A 19,600-nucleotide genomic window follows, 5' to 3' on the forward strand; every position below is an offset into this window, starting at 1 on the left:
GCCCATCATTTCTATGATGAACAAATGTTGGCCACACGCCGGACTGCGACCCGCGCCACCAAGACCGCAACGCAGCGAACCGTTTTCGGCGACGGGCGAGTTAGCGCCCAAGGACCGGCGACGGCTGCGCATAAAACAAGCAGTCATGACTGACTTTTTTGCGCGCGGCCTCGGCCGCCACATGTCAGGCTTTGACCATGGAAACCATCCTCCTCAGACATCCCGGCGAGAGCGCCGACGGCCGCGAGCTGAAAGGCGCCGCCATGCGGGCCCGGCTGCGCGCCGCCACCGAGGAACTCATCGCCGAGGTGGGGGTGAACGCGGCATCCGCCGCCGCCATCGCGCAGAGATGTGGCGTCTCCCGCGGCGCGATGTTGCATCACTATCCGACGCGGGATGAGCTCATCATCGACACCGCCGCCCATTTCTGGCGGCGAGCGCAGGACATTGTGGCGGCGCTCGCCGACGACATGAGCGCGGGGCGGACGGATGTCGCGACCTTCGTCGAGCGTCTCTACGAAGACGTGTTCCGGGCCAATGCGCTCGTCACCATGCTCGACCTGATGGTCACCGGCCGTGACACGCGGGTGGGCGAGGCGGTGGAGCAGATCCTCACGGACCTGTTCCGATCCTACGAGGATCTGGGCGTCAAGGCGTTCCACGTGTCCGGGCTGCCGCCCGAGCGCATCCACGTGGTCATCACCCTCATCGTCTCCACCCTGCGCGGGCTGCGCATCCAGGACAACATCCATCGCGACGAGGCCCGCGTGCGCGACGTGCTGGCCATGCTGGTGGACGCGGTACGGACCATTCTCGAACGGGAAAGCCTCGCCGCCGCCAAGCCGCGGACAAGCTCGGCACGGCGGCGGCCATGAACGAAACTCCCGCCAGCGCCCCGCCGCGCATCGAAGCCAACGGGCTCACCAAGCGTTTCAGCGGCGTCACCGTCGTGGATGGCGTCTCCTTCCTCGTGGAGCCGGGACAGATTCTCGGTCTCATCGGCCCCAACGGCGCCGGCAAGACGACCCTCTTCAACCTCATGTCCGGCGTGCTCAAGCCCGATGCCGGCCGCCTGGTGGTGAACGGCACGGAGGCGACCGGCCTTCCGCCCCACCGCCTCGCCCGGCTGGGGCTGGTGCGCACCTTCCAGCTCGCCCGCGAGCTGGACAAGCTCACGGTCCTGGAGAACGTGCTCCTCGCCGCCCCCGCCAATGCCGGCGAGACGCTCACCGGCGCGCTCTTCCGTCCGGCCGCCACGCGCCGAGACGAGCGGGCGGCCACCGAGCGGGCCCGCGAGGTCCTGGCCCTGGTCTCCCTTTCGGACCACGAGGCCAAGCTCGCGTCCAACCTGTCGGGCGGGCAGAAGAAGCTGCTGGAGATGGCCCGCTGCCTGATGGCGGAGGCGGACACCATCCTCCTCGACGAGATCGCCGCCGGGGTGGCGCCGCATCTGGTGGATGAGATTGCGCTGCTCATCCAGCGTCTCAATCGCGAGCATGGCAAGACCTTCGTGATCATCGAGCACAATATCGGCTTCATCCGCGCCCTCGCTTCGCGGGTGGTGGTGATGGCCACCGGCCGCGTGCTGGCGGAGGGCAGCTTCGCCCACGTCTCCGCCAATCCTGCCGTCGTCGAATCCTATCTGGGACAGGCCGCATGACCCTGCTGCGCCTTCAGAACCTGCGTGCCGGCTATGGCGGCGGCGACATCGTCCACGGCGTCGACCTCGAGGTCGCGCCCGGCGAGATGGTCGCCCTCGTCGGCCCCAACGGCGCCGGCAAGTCGACCCTGCTCAAGTCCATCGCCGGCGTCGCGAAGGTCACCGGCGGCACGCTCATGCTGGACGACAAGGACCTGGTGCCGCTTTCTCCCGCCGCGCGCGCCCAGGCGGGCGCGGTGTTCATGCCGCAGGACCGCAACGTCTTCCGCACCCTCTCGGTCAGCGAGAACCTGTCGGTCAGTGCCTGGGGCTGCAAGGACATCGCGCAGCGGCGCGAGGAGGTGACGGCTCTCTTGCCCACCATGCGCCCCTATATGCACAAGCGGGCCGGCGGCCTCTCCGGCGGCCAGCGGCAGATGGTGGCGCTGGCCATGGCGCTGATGGCCCGCCCCCGCGTGCTGCTGGTGGACGAGCCCACCGCCGGCCTTTCTCCCCTGCTGGTGGGCGAGATGCTGGACGTGCTGCGCCAGCTCGCCGCCGCCGCCACCCTCGGCATCCTCATCGTCGAGCAGAACGCCCGCGCGGCGCTTGAACGGGCAGACCGGGCGCTGGTGCTCGTGGACGGCCGGGTGGTGCGGGCCGGCAGCGCCGCGGTGCTGGCGCAGGAGCCCGATTTCGGCGCGCTCTTCTTCGGAGAGGCCGCCTGATGCAGATGTTCATCAACGCGCTCGCCACCGCGGCCATCCTCGCGCCGGCGGCGGTCGCCTTCACGCTGATCTTCACCCTGTTCCGCTACGCCAATTTCGCCGCTGGCGGCTTCGTCACCGTGGGCGCCTTTGCCGCCTGGACGCTGAACGCGCCGCTGGGCCTGCCGCTCTGGGCCGGGGGCGTGGGGGCCATGGGGGTGTGCGCCGGCGCGGTGGCCCTCAGCGACCGGGTCGTCTTCCGACCACTGCGTGGTCGGAGCGGCGGCACGCTGCTGCTCGTTTCCATCGCCTTGTCCTTCGTGATCGAGAACATCATCCGCTTCGGCTTCGGCGCGCAGGTGAAAGGCTTCGACCTGCCGCTCACCGGCCCGCTGGTCTTCGCCGGCCTGCGCGTGCCGAAGGAGACCCTCTTCGTCATTGCCGTATCGCTGGTGGCCACCCTGGCCGTGGGTGCGCTGCTCTCCTTCACGCCCATCGGCCGGGCCTTGCGGGCGGTGGCCGACAATCCCTCCCTCGCCAATGTGCGCGGCCTGCCGGTGCCGGGGGTGGAGGCCTTCGGAGTGATCGTCGCCGGCGCCCTGTTCGGCCTGTCGGGCACGCTCGTGGGCGTGGACCTTGCCATCGATCCCAACCTCAACTGGGCCATCGCCATACCGGTGATCGCCGCGGCCATCGTCGGCGGGCTCGGCTCGCCCCTTGGAGCGGCCATCGGCGCCGTCGTGATCGGCCTCGCGGAGGAGCTCACCGCCGCACACTTCACGCCCACCTACAAAGGCGCGGTCGGCTTCGTGGTGATCGCCCTCGTGCTGCTGCTGCGCCCGCAGGGCCTCCTGGGCATCAAGGTGGATCGAAAGTAAGCGCCATGGATGCCTATCTCGTCGCCATCCTCACCATAGCCGGGATCTACGTCATCCTGGCGCTCGCCCTGAACTTGCAGTTCGGGCTCACCGGGCTCGTCAATTTCGGCGTGGTGGGCTTCTTCGGCCTCGGCGCGTATGCGAGCGGCATCGCCACGGAAAGCTTCCACGCCCCCTTCATCGGCGGCCTCGCCGTGGCGATGGCGACCGGCGCGCTGGCCGGGGCCGCGCTGGCGCTGCTCTGCCTGCGCCTGTCGGGCGACTTCCTCGCCATCGTCACCCTGGGCTTCGCCGAGACAGTCCGGCTCATCTTCAACAACGAGGACTGGCTGACCGGCGGCCCCAAGGGGCTGCTGATCATGACGCGCCCGGTCCTCGCCGATTTCGGGCGCACGGCCAATGCGTGGATGGTGCTCGGCGTCGTCCTGACAGGGGCTGTGCTCACGCTGGCGCTGATGCTGCGCCTGGCCGGGACGCCCTATGGCCGGGTGCTGCGCGCCATCCGCGAGGACGAGCTGGTTCCCGCCACGCTGGGCAAGAACGTCTTTGTCTACCGCCTCCAGTCCTTCGTCATCGGCAGCATGCTCATGGCTGCCGCCGGCTCGCTTTATGCGCATTACGTGCAGACCATCACGCCTGACAACTTCACAACGCCGGTGGCGATCCTGGTGTGGATGTCGGTCATCGTCGGCGGGCCCGGCAACATGCTCGGCGCCGTGGTCGGGGCGCTGGCGGTGGTGACCATCTACGAGGGCAGCCGCTTCCTGACCCCATGGCTCGGCTTCCTCGACGCCGAGCAGGTGTCCGCGCTGCGCTTCATCGTCATCGGCACGGCGCTGATCCTCGTCATCCGCTTCCGCCCCGAGGGGCTGCTGCCCGAGCCCAGGCACACGCCCGTCGTGCCCGCCACCCGCCGCCCCGCATTGAAAGGATAATGGTCATGGACCTCACCCGCAGGCTGTTCCTCACCGGATCGACCCTTACCGTTGCTGCGCCGGCGCTCCTGCGCTACGGCCTCGCCCAGTCCGAGCCCATCAAGGTCGGCAGCCTCGTGCCGCTGTCCGGCGGTGGCGGACCGTACGGGCCGGAGAAGGCGCAGGCGCACAAGGCCGTGGTGGAGCTCGTGAACAAGCAGGGCGGCGTGCTCGGCCGCCAGATCGTGCTCGTCTCCGAGAATTCCGAGACCAATCCCGAGGCCGCGGTGCGCGCCGCGCGCAAGATGATCGATGCCGACCGCGTCTGCGCCATCCTCGGTACCTGGGCCTCGTCCGAGACGCTCGGCATCATGCCCCTGTGCCAGGAGGCCAACGTCGTCCAGATCTTCACCGGCTCCTCCGACACCCTGCCGAACGGCGACAAGAAGGGCCTGTGCTACAACCTCCAGCCCCTCAACAAGGCGTGGTGCGTGGCGCTGGCCGACCTCGCCGCCAAGCGCGGCGAGCTGAAGATCGCCTTCGCCGGCCCCAAGAACGACTTCGCCGCCTCCATGGGCGACAGCTTCAGCAAGGCCCTGGAGAAGGTGGGCGGCAAGATCGTCGGCGAGCCGCTCTACTACAATCCCAACCAGGTCTCCTACCGCGCCGAGGCGGAACGCCTGATCAATACCGGTGCTCCGGCCCTGTTCCTCGCCGGCTACGTCACCGACCTCACCCCCGTCTATCGCGAGCTGGTGCGCGGCGGCTACAAGGGCAAGGTCTTCGCCCTGTCCTTCGCCGTCGGCCCGCAGTTCAAGCAGGCGGTGGGAACCGCCGCGGACGGCATCCTGCACGGCTCGCCGGTGCCACCGGTGGGCAAGGACACCTACGACGCCTACCTGAGCCTCGTCGGCCTCAAGCCCAACGGGCAGGTGCAGAATCCCTACGGCTGCGCCGCCTATGACGAGATGAACCTGCTGCTGCTCGGCATCGCCAGCGCCAGGTCCACGGAAGGCCCGAAGATCGCCGAGCACATCATGAAGGTGGCCAACGGCCCCGGCGAGCGCGTGACCACCTTCGCGCAGGGCGCCAAGCTGCTCGCGGAAGGCAAGAACATCAATTACGACGGCGCCAGCTCCTCGGCGGACTTCCTGCCCAACGGCATGCTCAAGAGCCGTGATTTTGCGCTCTACGAGATCCAGGGCGACAAGGATGTGCTGCTCACCACGACCACCAGCGAAGCCGAGCAGTGACGCCGGGGCGCCTCCGGCGGGCGGGGTGGCCCGTGCGCCCTTCGCCCGACTGCCCTTGATATCCGGGCCAGTTCTTTCCCCTGTGCCACAGGTGGAAATCAGGTCATGCGATCGCAGGCGCATGACCTGATCGGCCAGGCTTCCTGCGCCTGGCTTCCCGTCACTCGTCAGAATCGATGAGGAGGTCCGGTCGCGCAAAGCGCACCAACCCCTCCCTGTCCGTCAGCCGCACCTGCGCGCCCTGAACGGCGACACCGCGCGCCCTGAGCGTCGAGAAGGCCCGGGACAGGTTCTCCGGCGTCATGCCCAGGAGGGAGGACAGAACTCGCTTTTCGAAGCCGAGATTCACCACTCCAGACGCTCCCTGAATCACATCCTCCCTGAGCAGCCAGTTGGCGAGCCGCCCTGCGCCACTGCGCAGCTTCTGGTTTTTCACCTCCTTGATCGCGCGGCGGTAGCCACGGGCAAGCTCGGTGACAACGGCGCGCGCGAACGCCGGGTCGGTCCCAAGCGCGGCCCGCACCATTTCGGCCGGGATCATGAGCACCTGTGATTTTTCCAGCGTCCGCGCCGACTGAAGGTAGACTTGGTCGTTCAGCACGGCGGCGAGGATGAAGGTTCCAACCGGTCGGACGATGCTGATCGTGGTCTCACGTCCCTCGCTGGTCGCGAACATCTCCACGAGGCCCTCCACCACAACGTGCAGAAAATCCGCAGGATCGCGCTCATTGATGAGGACCACCCCCGGCGGAAAACGCTGGAGGAAGCCGGCACGCACGAGGTCTCCGAACGTCTCCTCCTGCGCGTCCCGAAACAGGGGCAGGTTCCGAATGGCAGCGGCGTCCTCGGGCCTCATGCGTCCCTCGATAGATTGCGAAGCAGGCCATAACAAACTGCAGCTTGATAAATGTCAATTGGCAGGAACATATATGTAAACTGTCAATAACAAATTATGTAATTGCGAGATACTCACAGCTCTAATCTCCGAATAAATCGTCGCACAACACTTCGTTACTGATATAAGTCAAATCACAAGGACGTCGCTTGAAGGAGTTTGCACGGCGCACGACGCAGCCGTGCCCTTGCAACAGGCGAGATCGAGCCATGCAACCCTCTCGAGACGTGAGCGCCGCGGACCAGCGGACTGCCCTCGCCATGAGCACCGTCGCCTTCACCGTGTGCTTCGCGGTGTGGACGATCTTCTCCATCGTCGGCATCCGCATCCGCCAGGACCTCGGGCTTTCGGACACGCAGTTCGGCCTGCTGGTGGGCACGCCCATCCTCACCGGCTCGCTCATCCGCGTGGCGCTGGGCATCTGGACCGACCTCTATGGCGGGCGCATCGTCTTCACCCTGACCATGCTCGCCGCGGCGATTGCCACCTTCCTTTTGACCTATGCCACCACCTACCCGCAATTCCTGATCGCCGCCCTCGGCGTCGGCATCGCCGGCGGCTCGTTCGCGGTGGGCGTCGCCTATGTCTCGCGCTGGTACCCGCCGCAGAAGCAGGGCACGGCGCTGGGCATCTTCGGCGCCGGCAACGTGGGCGCCGCGGTCACCAAGTTCCTCGCCCCCTTCGTCCTCGTCGCCTTCGGCTGGCAGATGGTGGCGCAGGCGTGGGCAGCGGCGCTGGTGGTGATGGCGGTGGTGTTCTTCGTCACCACCAAGGACGACCCGGTCCTCGCGGAGCGCCGCCGCCTCGGCATCCGGCCGAAGAGCGCATGGTTGGAGCTGGAGCCGCTGAAGAACGTCCAGGTGTGGCGCTTCTCGCTCTATTATTTCTTCGTCTTCGGCGCCTTTGTCGCGCTGGCGCTGTGGCTGCCCCAGTATCTGGTGAAGGTCTACGGCCTCGACATCAAGAGCGCGGGCATGATCGCCGCCTTCTTCTCGGTGCCGGCCAGTCTGTTCCGCGCCTATGGCGGCCACCTCTCCGATGTCTATGGCGCGCGGCGGGTGATGTACTGGACCTTCCTGGTCTCGGTGGCGGCCACCTTCGTCCTGTCCTATCCGCCCACCGACTATGTGGTGCAGGGCATCCACGGCCCCATGGCGTTCCACATGCAGATGGGGGTGGTGGGCTTTACCCTCACCATCTTCGTCCTCGGCTTCTTCATGGCCCTGGGCAAGGCCGCCGTCTACAAGCACATTCCCGTCTACTACCCGAACAACGTGGGCGCCGTGGGTGGCCTCGTAGGCATGATCGGCGGGCTCGGCGGCTTCGTCCTCCCGCTCATGTTCGGGGTGCTCAACGACCTGACCGGCCTGTGGACCAGCTGCTTCATGCTGCTGTTCATCCTCGCCACGGGCGCCCTCGCGTGGATGCACTTCGCCATCCGCCAGATGGAGCGGGAGGCCACGGGCCAGACGCTGGAGACGCTGCCCCAGCTGCCGGAAATGCAGGGCATGCCGGCCGCGATCGCCGCCCCGGCGCCGGTCAAGGGCGCCATCCTCACCGACTGGCGGCCGGAGGACCCGGGCTTCTGGGTCTCCACCGGCCGCGCCATCGCCCGGCGAAACCTTTGGCTGTCCATCCCGGCGCTGCTGTTGTCCTTCGCCATCTGGCAGGTGTGGTCGGTGGTGGTGGCCAAGCTGCCGCTGGTGGGCTTCAAATTCACCACCGACGAGTTGTTCTGGCTCGCCGCTTTGCCGGGCCTGACCGGCGCGACCTTGCGCATCTTCTACTCCTTCATGGTCCCGATCTTTGGCGGGCGGCTGTGGACGACCCTCACCACCTGGTCACTGATCATCCCGGCGGTGGGCATCGGCTATGCGGTGCAGAACCCGGACACGCCCTATGTGGTGCTGCTGATCCTGGCGCTGCTGTGCGGCTTCGGCGGCGGCAACTTCGCCTCCTCCATGGCCAACATCTCCTTCTTCTTCCCCAAGAAGGAGAAGGGCAACGCGCTGGCGCTCAATGCCGGCCTCGGCAATCTCGGGGTCAGCGTGGTGCAGTTCGTGGTGCCCCTCGTCATCACCATGGGCATCTTCGGCGCGTTCGGCGGCGATCCGGCCCTGGTGAAGGCGGCGGGCGGGCCGGCGCCCATGTGGCTGCAGAATGCCGGCTTCATCTTCGTGCCCTTCATCGTCCTGTCGGCCTTCGCGGCCTGGTTCGGCATGAACGAGATCGCCTCCGCCAAGGCCTCGTTCCGCGAGCAGGCGGTGATCTTCCAGCGCAAGCACAACTGGATCATGTGCTGGCTCTACACCGGCACGTTCGGCTCCTTCATCGGCTATTCGGCCGGCTTTCCGCTGCTGACGAAGATCCTGTTCCCGGACGTGAATGCGCTCCAGTTCGCCTTCCTCGGCCCTCTCGTCGGCGCGCTCTCGCGCTCCGGCACGGGCTGGCTCGCGGACAAATATGGCGGCGGCCGCGTCACCATCTACGTGTTCCTGCTGATGATGGCGGGCGTCTCCGGCGTGCTGTGGTCCATCGGGATGCGCGCGGAGCCCTGGGCATTCTGGGCCTTCTTCGGCTCCTTCCTGGTGCTGTTCTTCGCCACCGGCGTGGGCAACGCCTCCACCTTCCAGATGATCCCGATCATCATGGGCAAGGAGATGGACCGCCTGATGCCCGCCGCCGATGCCGAGACGCGCCGTCGGCAGGCGGAAAAGGAGGCCGCCGCCATCACCGGCTTCACCTCGGCCATCGCCGCCTTCGGGGCCTTCTTCATCCCCAAGGGCTACGGCACCTCCATCGCCCTCACCGGCGGGCCGGAAGCCGCGCTGTGGGCCTTCCTCGGCTTCTACGTGAGCTGCCTTCTCCTCACCTGGGCCGTCTACACCCGCAAGGGTGGCCTGCTCCACGACATCGAGCGCGGGATCGCCCCGCGCGCCACCCACCGTCCGGCTGCGGCCGAGTAACGGGAGGCACGCACCACATGTCCCATTTCCTCGACCGCCTCACCTTCTTCCGCCGCGAAACGGAGACCTTCTCCGACGGCCACGGCATCGTCACCCACGAGGACCGCTCGTGGGAGGACGGCTACCGCAAGCGCTGGCAGCACGACAAGATCGTGCGCTCCACCCACGGCGTGAACTGCACCGGCTCCTGCTCGTGGAAGATCTACGTGAAGGGCGGCATCGTCACCTGGGAAACCCAACAGACGGACTATCCGCGCACGCGGCCCGATTTGCCCAACCACGAGCCCCGCGGCTGCGCCCGGGGCGCGTCCTACAGCTGGTATCTGTATTCCGGCGCGCGGGTGAAATACCCCATGATCCGCGGCCGGCTGCTGAAGCTGTGGCGGGCGGCACGGGTGAAGCTTTCGCCGGTGGCGGCCTGGGCTTCCATCGTGGAGAACCCGCAGGCGCGCGCCTCCTACACCTCCATCCGCGGCCATGGCGGCCTCGTGCGCGCCACCTGGGACGAGGTGAACGAGCTGATCGGTGCCGCCAACGCCTACACGGTGCGCGCCCACGGGCCTGACCGGGTGGTGGGCTTCTCGCCCATCCCCGCCATGTCCATGGTCTCGTATGCGGCGGGGGCGCGCTATCTCTCGCTCATCGGCGGCGTGTGCCTTTCGTTCTACGACTGGTATTGCGACCTGCCGCCCGCCTCCCCCCAGACCTGGGGTGAGCAGACCGACGTGCCGGAGAGCGCCGACTGGTACAATGCCGGCTTCATCATCGTGTGGGGCTCCAACGTGCCGCAGACGCGCACGCCGGACGCCCATTTCTACACCGAGGTGCGCTACAAGGGCACCAAGAGCGCGGTGGTCTCGCCCGATTACGCCGAGGCCACCAAGTTCGCCGACATCTGGCTGAACCCCAAGCAGGGCACGGATGCCGCCCTGGCCCTCGCCATGGGCCACGTGATCCTGAAGGAATATCACCTCGACCGGCAGGTGCCCTATTTCGACGACTACCTGCGGCGCTACTCGGACATGCCCTTCCTGGTCCGAATGGTGGAGCGCAACGGGCATCTGGTGCCCGAGCGGATGCTGCGCGCGTCCGACCTGCCGGGGGCGCTGGGCGAGACCAACAATCCCGAGTGGAAGACGGTGGCGCTGGACGAGGCATCCGGCGAGCCCGTCGCGCCGCTCGGCTCCATCGGCCATCGCTGGGGCGAAGAGGCCAAGTGGAACCTGGAGGAGAAGGACGGGCAAGGGCGCGACATCCGCCTGAAGCTGACCCTGGCCGGCGACGGCGCCGAGGTCGCCGCGGTGGACTTCCCCTATTTCGGCGGGCGCGCCACCGAGCATTTCGTCGCCACCCAGCACGGCGAGATCCTCACCCGCAACGTGCCGGTGCGCACCCTCGCGGATGCCGAGGGTCGGCCGATGAAGGTCGCCACCGTCTACGACCTGATGATGGCGAACTACGGCCTCGACCGGGGCTTCGGCGGCGACCACGTCGCCACCTCCTATGACGACGACGTGCCCTTCACCCCCGCCTGGGCGGAGCGCATCACCGGCGTGAAGCGCGAGGCCATCGTCACCGTGGCGCGCGAATTCGCCACCAATGCGGAGAAGACCAACGGTCGCTCCATGGTGATCATCGGCGCCGCCATGAACCATTGGTACCACATGGACATGAGCTACCGGGGGTGATCAACCTCCTGGTGTTCTGCGGCTGCGTCGGCCAGTCCGGTGGCGGCTGGTCGCATTATGTGGGCCAGGAGAAGCTGCGCCCGCAGACCGGCTGGCAGCCATTGGCATTCGGCCTCGACTGGAGCCGCCCGCCGCGCCAGCAGAACGCCACCTCCTTCTGGTATGCCCACACGGACCAGTGGCGCTACGAGACCCTGACCGCCGGCGAGATCCTTTCCCCCACCGCGCCGGAGGGCGACTGGGACCAGACCTTCATCGACTACAACGTGAAGGCCGAACGCATGGGCTGGCTGCCCTCGGCGCCCCAGCTCAAGCAGAACCCACTGGACATTGCCCGTCGGGCGAAGGCGGTTGGCCGGGAGGTGAAGGACTATGTGGCCTCCGCGCTGAAGTCTGGCGAGCTGGAACTCTCCTGCCACGACCCGGACGATGCGGCCAACTGGCCGCGCAACCTGTTCATCTGGCGCTCCAACCTGCTCGGCTCCTCCGGCAAGGGCCACGAATACTTTCTGAAGCACCTGCTCGGCACCGAAAACGGCGTCATGGGCAAGGACCTCGGCGCGGAAGGCGCCGTGCGCACCAAGGAAGTCGTCTGGCACGAGGAAGCGCCGCAGGGAAAGCTCGATTTGCTGGTGACGCTGGACTTCCGCATGTCCACCACCTGCGTCTACTCGGACATCGTGCTGCCCACGGCCACCTGGTACGAGAAGAACGACCTCAACACCTCGGACATGCACCCCTTCATCCATCCGCTGTCGGCGGCGGTGGACCCAGCGTGGGAAGCCCGCTCCGACTGGGACATCTACAAGGGCATCGCCAAAGCCTTCTCGCAGGTCGCCCCCGAGGTGCTGGGCGTGGAGGAGGACACGGTCCTCACCCCCATCCTGCACGACACGGCCGGCGAGCTGGCGCAGGCCATCGACGTGAAGGACTGGAAGACGGGCGAGGTGGAGCCGATCCCCGGCAAGACCATGCCTACGGTGACCGTCGTCACCCGCGACTATCCCGCGACCTATGCCCGCTTCACCGCCCTCGGGCCGCTGATGACCACGATCGGCAATGGCGGCAAGGGCATCACCTGGAAGACCGGGCACGAGGTGGAGGCGCTGGGCGCCCTCAACGGCACCCATCGCGACGGCCCGGCCAAGGGCCTGCCGAAGATCGAGACCGACATCGACGCCACCGAGGTCATCCTGATGCTGGCGCCGGAGACCAACGGCGAGGTGGCGGTGAAGGCGTGGGACGCCCTCTCCAGGGCCACCGGGCGTGAGCACGCCCACCTGGCGCGGGCGAAGGAGGACGAGAAGATCCGCTTCCGCGACGTGCAGGCGCAACCGCGCAAGATCATCTCCTCGCCCACCTGGTCGGGCATCGAGAGCGAGACCGTCTGCTACAGCGCCGGCTACACCAACGTGCACGAGCTGATCCCCTGGCGCACGCTCTCGGGCCGCCAGCAGCTCTACCAGGACCACCTGTGGATGCGGGCCTTCGGCGAGGGCCTCGTCACCTGGAAGCCGCCGGTGGACCTCAAGACCATCCCCGGCATCAAGGACGCGCGGCCCAACGGGCACAAGGAGATCGTCCTCAATTTCATCACGCCGCACCAGAAATGGGGCATCCACTCCACCTACACCGACAACCTCCTGATGCTGACGCTGAACCGCGGCGGCCCGGTGGTGTGGGTGTCGGAGGACGATGCCCGCGCGGCCGGCCTCGTCGACAACGACTGGGTGGAGGTGTTCAACGCCAACGGCGCGCTCACCGCCCGGGTGGTGGTCTCCCAGCGCGTCATGCCGGGCATGATGATGATGTATCACGCCCAGGAAAAGATCGTGAACACGCCGGGCTCCGAGCTGACCGGCAACCGCGGCGGCATCCACAACTCGGTCACCCGCACGGTGCTGAAGCCGACCCACATGATCGGCGGCTACGCACAATTGGCCTACGGCTTCAACTATTACGGCACCGTGGGATCGAACCGCGACGAATTTGTCGTCATCCGCAAGATGAACAAGGTGGACTGGCTGGAAGAGCCCCTTTCGACCACTCCCGCGAAGGAGATGGCCCAATGAAGATCCGCGCCCAGATCGCCATGGTTCTGAACCTCGACAAGTGCATTGGGTGCCACACCTGCTCGGTCACCTGCAAGAACGTGTGGACCAGCCGCCAAGGTGTCGAATACGCCTGGTTCAACAACGTGGAGACCAAGCCCGGCGTCGGCTATCCCCGCGAATGGGAGAACCAGAAGAAGTGGAATGGGGGCTGGCGCCGCAAGGCCAATGGCAGGATCGAGCCGAGGATGGGCGCCAAGTGGCGCATCCTCGCCAACATCTTCGCCAACCCCGATCTGCCGGAGATCGACGATTATTACGAGCCCTTCACCTTCGACTACGAGCACCTGCACACGGCGAAGGAATCCAAGGCATTCCCCACCGCCCGTCCGCGCTCGCTGATTTCCGGCGAGCGGATGGAGAAGATCGAATGGGGCCCGAACTGGGAGGAGATTCTCGGCGGCGAGTTCGAGAAGCGCAGGAAGGACGTGAACTTCGAGGGCATCCAGGCCGACATCTACGGCCAGTTCGAAAACACCTTCATGATGTACCTGCCGCGCCTGTGCGAGCATTGCCTCAATCCCACCTGCGCCGCCGCCTGCCCCTCGGGCGCCATCTACAAGCGGGAGGAGGACGGCATCGTCCTCATCGACCAGGACAAATGCCGGGGCTGGCGCATGTGCGTGTCCGGCTGCCCCTACAAGAAGATCTATTACAACTGGTCTTCGGGAAAGTCCGAGAAATGCATCTTCTGCTATCCGCGCATCGAGGCGGGCCAGCCCACCGTGTGCTCGGAGACCTGCGTCGGGCGCATCCGCTATCTCGGCGTGCTGCTCTATGATGCCGACCGCATCGAGGAGGCGGCGAGCGTCGCCGACGAGACCAGGCTCTACCAGGCCCAGCTCGATTTGTTCCTCGACCCGAAGGACCCCGCCGTCATCGCCCAGGCCCGCGCCGACGGCGTGCCCGATGCCTGGCTCGAGGCGGCGCGCCACTCGCCCATCTGGAAGATGGCCATGGAGTGGAAGGTGGCGTTCCCGCTCCATCCCGAATACCGCACCCTGCCCATGGTCTGGTACGTGCCGCCGCTCTCGCCCATCCAGTCCGCCGCGGCCTCCGGCAAGATGGGGCTCGACGGCGAGATGCCGGACGTGCGCTCCCTGCGCATCCCGCTGAAATACCTCGCGAACCTGCTCACGGCGGGCAATGAGGAACCGGTCGCCCTGGCGCTGGAGCGGATGCTGGCCATGCGCGCCTACATGCGCGCCAAGACGGTGGACGGGCGCATCGACGAGCGCATCGCCACCAAGGTGGGGCTCACCGGCGCCGCCATCGACGACATGTACCAGGTGATGGCCATCGCCAATTACGAGGACCGCTTCGTCATCCCCACCGCCCACCGCGAATGGAGCGAGGACGCCTACGATTTGCGCGGGTCCTGCGGCTTCTCCTTCGGCAACGGCTGCTCCGGCGGCGACAGCGAGCTCAACCTGTTCGGCAGTCCTTCCACGAAGAAGGCCCGCACCCCGATGGAGGTGGAGTGATGGCGATGCAAGCTGAAAACCTGACCTTCAGGGCGCTCTCCGCGCTTCTCGCCTATCCCAGCGAGGATCTGGTGGCCGCTGCGCCGGCCATCGCCGACGTGCTGGCGCTGGAGGGCCTTGTCGGCGAGCCGGCCCGTGCCGGCCTCGCCCCCCTGCTTGAGGAGCTGGCGCAGGACGACCTGTTCGCCCTGCAGGAGAGCTATGTCGGCCTGTTCGACCGCACCCGGCGCCTGTCGCTGCACCTGTTCGAGCACGTGCATGGGGAAAGCCGCGACCGCGGGCAGGCCATGGTGGACCTCGCCGGCATCTACGAGAAGGGCGGGCTGGTGCTCGTCGCCAACGAACTGCCGGACTACCTGCCCCTGTTCCTGGAGTTCCTCTCCACCCGGCCCCTGGCCGAGGCGCGGGGGCTCATCGCCGACATCGTCCACATCCTGGCAAGCCTCGAGGAGCGCCTCGCGGCCCGCGGCTCGGCCTATGCGGCCGTGTTCGCCGCCTTGCGGACGCTGGCGACGGACGGCGTGGTCGCCGCCCCGGCATCGGCACCGGCAAAAGAAGAACCGGTGGACGACCTTGCCGCGCTGGATGCCGCCTGGGAGGAGACCGCCGTCACCTTCGGACCGGGCGAGGGCATGGGCGCCTGCTCCGTGGACCGCTTCAGAACCCAGTTGCGTGCCGCCCAGCGCGACGCGCGCCATACCGCAGCTTGAGGGAGGACGATCATGTCCGAGGCCATCAACGCCGCCCTGTTCGGCTGGTACCCCTATCTCTGCCTCACGGTGTTCCTGCTCGGCAGCCTGATCCGCTACGACCGCGAGCAATACACCTGGAAGACCGGCTCCTCGCAGCTCCTGCGCAAGCGACAATTGCGCTGGGGATCCAACCTGTTCCACGTGGGCATCCTCGTCATCTTCCTCGGCCATGCCGGGGGCCTGCTGACCCCCATCTGGGTATTCGACGCGCTGGGCATCTCCCATAGCTTCAAGCAGGGCCTCGCCATCACGGTGGGCGGCATCGCCGGGGTGATGTGCTTCGCCGGCATCGCGCTCCTCGCCCACCGGCGCCTGTTCGATCCGCGCATCCGCGCCAATTCGAGCTTCGGCGACACCGCCATCCTGCTGGTTTTGTGGGCGCAGCTCACCCTTGGCCTGTCGACCATCTTCATCTCGCTCCACCACATGGACGGGCACGAGATGGTGAAGTTCATGAACTGGGCGCAGGGCATCCTCACCCTCCAGCCCTCGGCCGCCGCCTATGTGGCGGACGTCAGCCCGGTGTTCAAGGCGCACCTTTTGCTGGGCATGACGATCTTCCTCGTCTTCCCCTTCACCCGCCTCGTGCATGTGTGGAGCGCCCCGGTCTGGTACCTGGGCCGCACCGGCTACCAGGTGGTGCGCACGCGCCTGCCGCGGGGCGCGGCCCGTCCGCCCGTGCCCGGCCAGACGCTGGCCGCGGTGCGCCCGGCCGTGCGCCGTCCCCTCGGCCGCCCGGCGGAGTGAGCGCCATGACCGAAATCATCGGCACGTCCCCCTCCGCCCGTCCGCCCCGACGCCCGGATGAGGTGAGCGTGGACGGCGTGGTCATCCCCCGCGCCGCCATCGCCCGCGAGATCCAGAACCACGCGGCGAAGACGCCGGCGGACGCCTGGCACGCGGCGGCCCGCGCCCTCGCCGTGCGGGAGCTCCTCCTCGCGCAGGCCCGGCGCCTCGACATCGTCCCGGAGCCGGCGACCGAGGCGGACGGCACCCGCGAAACCGACGAGGAGGCGGTCATCCGCGCCCTCCTCGACCGCGAGGTCACGGTGCCGAAGGCCGACACCGCCACCTGCCGCCGCTACTTCGAGCGGAACCGCGCGGCCTTCCGCTCGGATGACCTGTATGAGGTTGCGCACATCCTCATTCCCGCCGCGTCGGCCGACGCGGCGCGGCGCGCAGCGGCGCAGGTCGAGGCGGAGGCGGTGCTGCGCTGCGTGCTCAGCGATGAAACCGCGTTCGAGGAGATGGCGCGGGCGCATTCCGCCTGCCCGTCACGCGAAGTTGGCGGCAGCCTCGGCCAGATCGGCAAGGGGCAGACCGTGCCGGAATTCGAGGCGGCTTTGTCCGCCATCGCGCCGGGGCCGGTCCATCCGCTCCTCGTTCCCACGCGCTACGGCTTCCACATCGTGCGGGTGGCCCGGCATGTGGCCGGCGAGGAGCTGCCGTTCGCAGCGGCCGAGGCGTCCATCGCCGCGCACCTGGAGGCGACCTCCTGGCACATCGCGGTCCGCCAGTATCTGAGCCTGCTCGCAGGGCGGGCCGACATCCGCGGGGTGACTCTGGAAGGGGCGCCGACCCCCTCGTGCAATAGGAGGAAAAGATGCTGCTCGGCGCCCTCCTGCGGCAATTGCAGGATGAACGGTTCGCGCAGGAGACCCTGTTCGCCCTCGGCGACGTGACGCTGGCGGCGCGCGTGGCGCAGGCCGGCGCACGCTTCGGCGAGAGCGCGGCGGACTATGCTGCGGGTGCCTGTGCCCGCTTCAGCGACGGTGCGAGCGACGAGGATTGGCTGGCGCTGATGACGGCGCTGGAGCGCGGCGGCGACCCAGCCGCCACCTGCCTGCGCGCCATGATCGACTGGTCGTTGAAGCAGGATGCCGCCCCTCCTCCTGAAGCGGCGGGCTGCGGGTGTGGCGGCGGGGGTGGCTGCGGAGGACACGACCATGGGCCGGGCTGAGGGCGTGCTCGACGAGCTGTTCGACAAGAACTTCGCCTGGGCCGACCGCAAGACCGCGGAGGACCCCACCTTCTTCCGCCGCCTCGCCGAGCAGCAGGCGCCCCGCTTCCTGTGGCTCGGCTGCTCGGACAGCCGGGTCCCTGCCAATGATGTGGTCGGGCTCGATCCGGGCGAGATCTTCGTCCACCGAAACATCGCCAACGTGGTCCATTCCAGCGACATGAACATGCTCGCGGTGCTCGAATTCGCAGTGGATGTGCTGCGGGTGCGGCACATCATCGTCTGCGGCCACTACGGCTGCGGCGGCGTGCGGCGGGCCCTGGAGAATGCCGACGGCACCGGTGGAAGCGGCCTCGTCGACCACTGGCTGGCGCCCGTCGTCGACCTCTATGCCCGCCACCGCGCCACCATCGATGCTTCCGCAGCGAACCGGCTGGACCGCCTGTGCGAGCTGAATGTGGAAATCCAGGTCCGCCGCCTCGCGGCGACCCCGGTGCTGAAGAGCGCCTGGGCGCGCGGCACGGAGGTCACCGTGCACGGCTGGATCTACGGCATCGGCGACGGCCTGCTGCGCGATCTCGGCACCACCGTCTCCTCGCCCGCCGAATTTGCCGCCCTGCCCTCTCTCGACACACTGCTGGCCGCGCCGGTGGAACCCATGACGGCGGCCCGCCGCCATGCCATCGCGGCCTTCCTCGAGATGGATCTGGAGGATGTCGCCCCCTGCGGCGCCGGCTGTACCTGCGGCGCCTTCGGCCCGGCCACCGCCGCAGCCCGGTCCCTCGCCCCACGGCAGGAAACGCCCTGATGCTCCACGCCCCGTCTGCTCCCACCACGTCTGCTTCCGCCACCTCCCCCTGCGCCATGGTCGACCTGTTCGGCCGCCGCGTCTCCTATCTCCGCCTGTCGGTGACCGACCGCTGCGACCTGCGCTGCCTGTACTGCATGGCGGAGGACATGACCTTCCTGCCGCGCGATCAGGTGCTGTCCATCGAGGAACTGGACCTGATGGCTTCCGCCTTCGTGGCGGCCGGCATCACCAAGCTGCGCATCACCGGCGGGGAGCCCCTGGTGCGCAAGGGCGTCATGGATCTGTTCGCCGGTCTCTCGCGGCATCTGAAAAGCGGCGCGCTGAAGGAGCTCACGCTCACCACCAACGGCACCCAGCTGGCGCGCCATGCGGAGGACCTCGCCCGCGCCGGCGTGAAGCGGGTGAACGTCTCCCTCGACACCCTGGACGCCGAGCGCTTTCGCGCCATCACCCGCCGGGGCAGCCTGGGCGTGGTGATGGACGGCATCCGCGCCGCGCTGGAGGCCGGGCTGAAGGTCAAGCTCAACGCGGTGGCCCTCGCCGGCGTCACGCCGGACGAGGTGTTCGACCTCATCCATTTCACCCATGGCCGCGGAATGGACCTGACCTTCATCGAGACCATGCCGCTCGGCGACGTGGGGGTGGACCGCATCGACCAGTATTTCCCCCTCGATGCGCTGCGCCGGCTGATCGAGGCCCGCCTGACGCTCACCGACACGTCGGAACGCACGGGCGGGCCGGCACGCTACACTCGTGTCGCCGAGACCGGCGGGCGTCTCGGCTTCATCACGCCCATGAGCCATTCCTTCTGCGAGAGCTGCAACCGCGTCCGCGTGAGCGCGACCGGGATGCTCCACACCTGCCTCGGGCAGGAGGACGCCTTCGACCTGAAGGCCCCTCTGCGCGCCAGCGCCGACGGCGCGGCCCTGCGCGCGGCGATCGCCGGGGCGATCCGGGCCAAGCCCCGGGGACACGACTTCGTCATCGCCCGCGTCGGCACCCCGGCCCTGGCGCGGCACATGTCCGCTTTGGGCGGCTGACAGGAAAGAGGGGGCGAGGATGGATGACGTGACCCTGGCCCGCGCTCTGCATGTGCTCGCTTTGGTGCACTGGATCGGCGGTGTCTCCTTTGTCACGCTCGTGATCCTTCCGCTCGCCCGTGGCGCAGGGGTGGAGGGCGCGGAGCTGTTCGCGCGGGTGGAGCGGCGCTTCTCGGCGCAGGTGCGCGTCTCCATTCCGCTGGCCGGTGCCGCGGGCTTCTGGATGACGGCGCGGCTCGACATGTGGGATCGCTTCATCAGCGCGTCCTTCTGGTGGATGAGCGCCATGGTCGCCCTCTGGCTCGTTTTCATGGGCGCGGTCTTCCTCGTGGAGCCACTGCTGAAGCGCCGCCTGGAAGCCGCCGCCCGCGCGGCGCCTGACGTTGTTCTGGCGCGGGCGCTCGTCATCCATCTCGTGCTGCTGGCGCTCGCTGCGGCAACCATTCTCGGCGCGACCGCCGGCGCCCACGGCCTGTTCTTCCCGTAAGCCCCCGGCGCCGAC

15 protein-coding genes and 2 pseudogenes are annotated in these 19,600 nt (G+C 67.9%); 16 read left to right on the plus strand and 1 reads right to left on the minus strand.

Going from position 1 to position 19,600, the window contains the following annotated elements; all coding sequences use genetic code 11:
• The first annotated feature begins 197 nt into the window (after nucleotides 1-197).
• From EZH22_RS25640 to EZH22_RS25665, 6 genes are read left to right on the plus strand one after another with little or no spacing between them, the layout of a single operon-like run.
• Nucleotides 198-875 carry a TetR/AcrR family transcriptional regulator gene (locus tag EZH22_RS25640; protein WP_203193199.1) on the plus strand — a complete coding sequence of 226 codons (678 nt, stop codon included), beginning with the start codon at nucleotides 198-200 and terminating at the stop codon, nucleotides 873-875.
• Nucleotides 872-1,660 (plus strand): ABC transporter ATP-binding protein, encoded by a 789-nt coding sequence (locus EZH22_RS25645; protein WP_203193200.1) that lies wholly within the window; start codon nucleotides 872-874, stop codon nucleotides 1,658-1,660. Before EZH22_RS25640 ends, EZH22_RS25645 begins: the two co-directional genes overlap by 4 nt.
• The gene (locus EZH22_RS25650; RefSeq protein ID WP_203193201.1) at nucleotides 1,657-2,367 is read left to right on the plus strand and encodes an ABC transporter ATP-binding protein; all 711 of its coding nucleotides are present in this window, start codon (nucleotides 1,657-1,659) and stop codon (nucleotides 2,365-2,367) included. The genes EZH22_RS25645 and EZH22_RS25650 overlap by 4 nt, the downstream gene beginning before the upstream one ends.
• Nucleotides 2,367-3,224: a branched-chain amino acid ABC transporter permease gene (locus EZH22_RS25655; RefSeq protein ID WP_203193202.1), complete on the plus strand. Its 858-nt coding sequence runs from the start codon at nucleotides 2,367-2,369 to the stop codon at nucleotides 3,222-3,224. The genes EZH22_RS25650 and EZH22_RS25655 overlap by 1 nt, the downstream gene beginning before the upstream one ends.
• Before the next feature lie 5 nt (nucleotides 3,225-3,229).
• Complete coding sequence (locus tag EZH22_RS25660) at nucleotides 3,230-4,159, plus strand: branched-chain amino acid ABC transporter permease (protein ID WP_203193203.1); 930 nt, start codon at nucleotides 3,230-3,232, stop codon at nucleotides 4,157-4,159.
• A 5-nt stretch (nucleotides 4,160-4,164) separates the two neighbouring features.
• On the plus strand, nucleotides 4,165-5,391 hold the full coding sequence (locus EZH22_RS25665) for an ABC transporter substrate-binding protein (RefSeq protein ID WP_203193204.1): 1,227 nt from the start codon (nucleotides 4,165-4,167) through the stop codon (nucleotides 5,389-5,391).
• Between the two features lie 160 nt (nucleotides 5,392-5,551).
• Here EZH22_RS25665 and EZH22_RS25670 read toward each other — a convergent pair whose 3' ends face one another.
• A complete protein-coding gene (locus EZH22_RS25670; RefSeq protein WP_203193205.1) occupies nucleotides 5,552-6,247 on the minus strand; it encodes a cyclic nucleotide-binding domain-containing protein in 696 nt (231 codons plus the stop codon).
• Between the two features lie 248 nt (nucleotides 6,248-6,495).
• On the opposite strand from EZH22_RS25670, the gene EZH22_RS25675 reads away from it, so the two are divergent.
• The 10 genes and pseudogenes from EZH22_RS25675 to EZH22_RS25720 all read left to right on the plus strand — a co-directional run bounded on the left by EZH22_RS25675 (nucleotide 6,496) and on the right by EZH22_RS25720 (nucleotide 19,585).
• The gene (locus EZH22_RS25675; RefSeq protein ID WP_203193206.1) at nucleotides 6,496-9,252 is read left to right on the plus strand and encodes a nitrate/nitrite transporter; all 2,757 of its coding nucleotides are present in this window, start codon (nucleotides 6,496-6,498) and stop codon (nucleotides 9,250-9,252) included.
• A gap of 17 nt (nucleotides 9,253-9,269) precedes the next feature.
• Nucleotides 9,270-13,012, plus strand: a pseudogene (locus EZH22_RS25680) (nitrate reductase subunit alpha).
• Nucleotides 13,009-14,535, plus strand: a complete 1,527-nt coding sequence (narH, locus tag EZH22_RS25685; protein ID WP_203193207.1) for a nitrate reductase subunit beta — start codon at nucleotides 13,009-13,011, stop codon at nucleotides 14,533-14,535. Before EZH22_RS25680 ends, narH begins: the two are co-directional and overlap by 4 nt.
• Nucleotides 14,535-15,245, plus strand: a complete 711-nt coding sequence (gene narJ / locus EZH22_RS25690; RefSeq protein ID WP_333473634.1) for a nitrate reductase molybdenum cofactor assembly chaperone — start codon at nucleotides 14,535-14,537, stop codon at nucleotides 15,243-15,245. The genes narH and narJ overlap by 1 nt, the downstream gene beginning before the upstream one ends.
• Before the next feature lie 12 nt (nucleotides 15,246-15,257).
• Nucleotides 15,258-16,034, plus strand: coding sequence for a respiratory nitrate reductase subunit gamma (gene narI, locus EZH22_RS25695; RefSeq protein ID WP_203193208.1), 777 nt, complete (start codon nucleotides 15,258-15,260; stop codon nucleotides 16,032-16,034).
• A gap of 5 nt (nucleotides 16,035-16,039) precedes the next feature.
• The gene (locus tag EZH22_RS25700) at nucleotides 16,040-16,969 is read left to right on the plus strand and encodes a peptidylprolyl isomerase (RefSeq protein ID WP_203193209.1); all 930 of its coding nucleotides are present in this window, start codon (nucleotides 16,040-16,042) and stop codon (nucleotides 16,967-16,969) included.
• Nucleotides 16,891-17,247, plus strand: coding sequence for a hypothetical protein (locus EZH22_RS25705; RefSeq protein ID WP_203193210.1), 357 nt, complete (start codon nucleotides 16,891-16,893; stop codon nucleotides 17,245-17,247). Before EZH22_RS25700 ends, EZH22_RS25705 begins: the two co-directional genes overlap by 79 nt.
• Nucleotides 17,234-17,872 (plus strand): annotated as a pseudogene (locus EZH22_RS25710) (carbonic anhydrase); the annotation flags it as partial. The gene EZH22_RS25705 and the pseudogene EZH22_RS25710, both read left to right, overlap by 14 nt.
• Before the next feature lie 182 nt (nucleotides 17,873-18,054).
• On the plus strand, nucleotides 18,055-19,098 hold the full coding sequence (gene moaA, locus EZH22_RS25715; RefSeq protein WP_203193212.1) for a GTP 3',8-cyclase MoaA: 1,044 nt from the start codon (nucleotides 18,055-18,057) through the stop codon (nucleotides 19,096-19,098).
• A 19-nt stretch (nucleotides 19,099-19,117) separates the two neighbouring features.
• Nucleotides 19,118-19,585, plus strand: a complete 468-nt coding sequence (locus tag EZH22_RS25720) for a hypothetical protein (RefSeq protein WP_203193213.1) — start codon at nucleotides 19,118-19,120, stop codon at nucleotides 19,583-19,585.
• The last annotated feature ends 15 nt before the right edge of the window (nucleotides 19,586-19,600 follow it).

It is taken from the genome of Xanthobacter dioxanivorans (genome assembly GCF_016807805.1).
GTDB classification, from domain to species: domain Bacteria; phylum Pseudomonadota; class Alphaproteobacteria; order Rhizobiales; family Xanthobacteraceae; genus Xanthobacter; species Xanthobacter dioxanivorans.

Bases quoted from the DNA above. Each gene is read 5' to 3' on its own strand.
- EZH22_RS25645 (WP_203193200.1), top strand. From the start codon at position 872: ATGAACGAAACTCCCGCCAGCGCCCCGCCGCGCATCGAAGCCAACGGG.
- moaA (WP_203193212.1), top strand. From the start codon at position 18,055: ATGCTCCACGCCCCGTCTGCTCCCACCACGTCTGCTTCCGCCACCTCC.
- EZH22_RS25665 (WP_203193204.1), top strand. From the start codon at position 4,165: ATGGACCTCACCCGCAGGCTGTTCCTCACCGGATCGACCCTTACCGTT.
- EZH22_RS25675 (WP_203193206.1), top strand. From the start codon at position 6,496: ATGCAACCCTCTCGAGACGTGAGCGCCGCGGACCAGCGGACTGCCCTC.
- EZH22_RS25655 (WP_203193202.1), top strand. From the start codon at position 2,367: ATGCAGATGTTCATCAACGCGCTCGCCACCGCGGCCATCCTCGCGCCG.
- narI (WP_203193208.1), top strand. From the start codon at position 15,258: ATGTCCGAGGCCATCAACGCCGCCCTGTTCGGCTGGTACCCCTATCTC.
- EZH22_RS25650 (WP_203193201.1), top strand. From the start codon at position 1,657: ATGACCCTGCTGCGCCTTCAGAACCTGCGTGCCGGCTATGGCGGCGGC.
- narH (WP_203193207.1), top strand. From the start codon at position 13,009: ATGAAGATCCGCGCCCAGATCGCCATGGTTCTGAACCTCGACAAGTGC.
- EZH22_RS25660 (WP_203193203.1), top strand. From the start codon at position 3,230: ATGGATGCCTATCTCGTCGCCATCCTCACCATAGCCGGGATCTACGTC.
- EZH22_RS25640 (WP_203193199.1), top strand. From the start codon at position 198: ATGGAAACCATCCTCCTCAGACATCCCGGCGAGAGCGCCGACGGCCGC.
- EZH22_RS25720 (WP_203193213.1), top strand. From the start codon at position 19,118: ATGGATGACGTGACCCTGGCCCGCGCTCTGCATGTGCTCGCTTTGGTG.
- EZH22_RS25670 (WP_203193205.1), bottom strand. From the start codon at position 6,247: ATGAGGCCCGAGGACGCCGCTGCCATTCGGAACCTGCCCCTGTTTCGG.
- EZH22_RS25705 (WP_203193210.1), top strand. From the start codon at position 16,891: ATGCTGCTCGGCGCCCTCCTGCGGCAATTGCAGGATGAACGGTTCGCG.
- narJ (WP_333473634.1), top strand. From the start codon at position 14,535: ATGGCGATGCAAGCTGAAAACCTGACCTTCAGGGCGCTCTCCGCGCTT.
- EZH22_RS25700 (WP_203193209.1), top strand. From the start codon at position 16,040: ATGACCGAAATCATCGGCACGTCCCCCTCCGCCCGTCCGCCCCGACGC.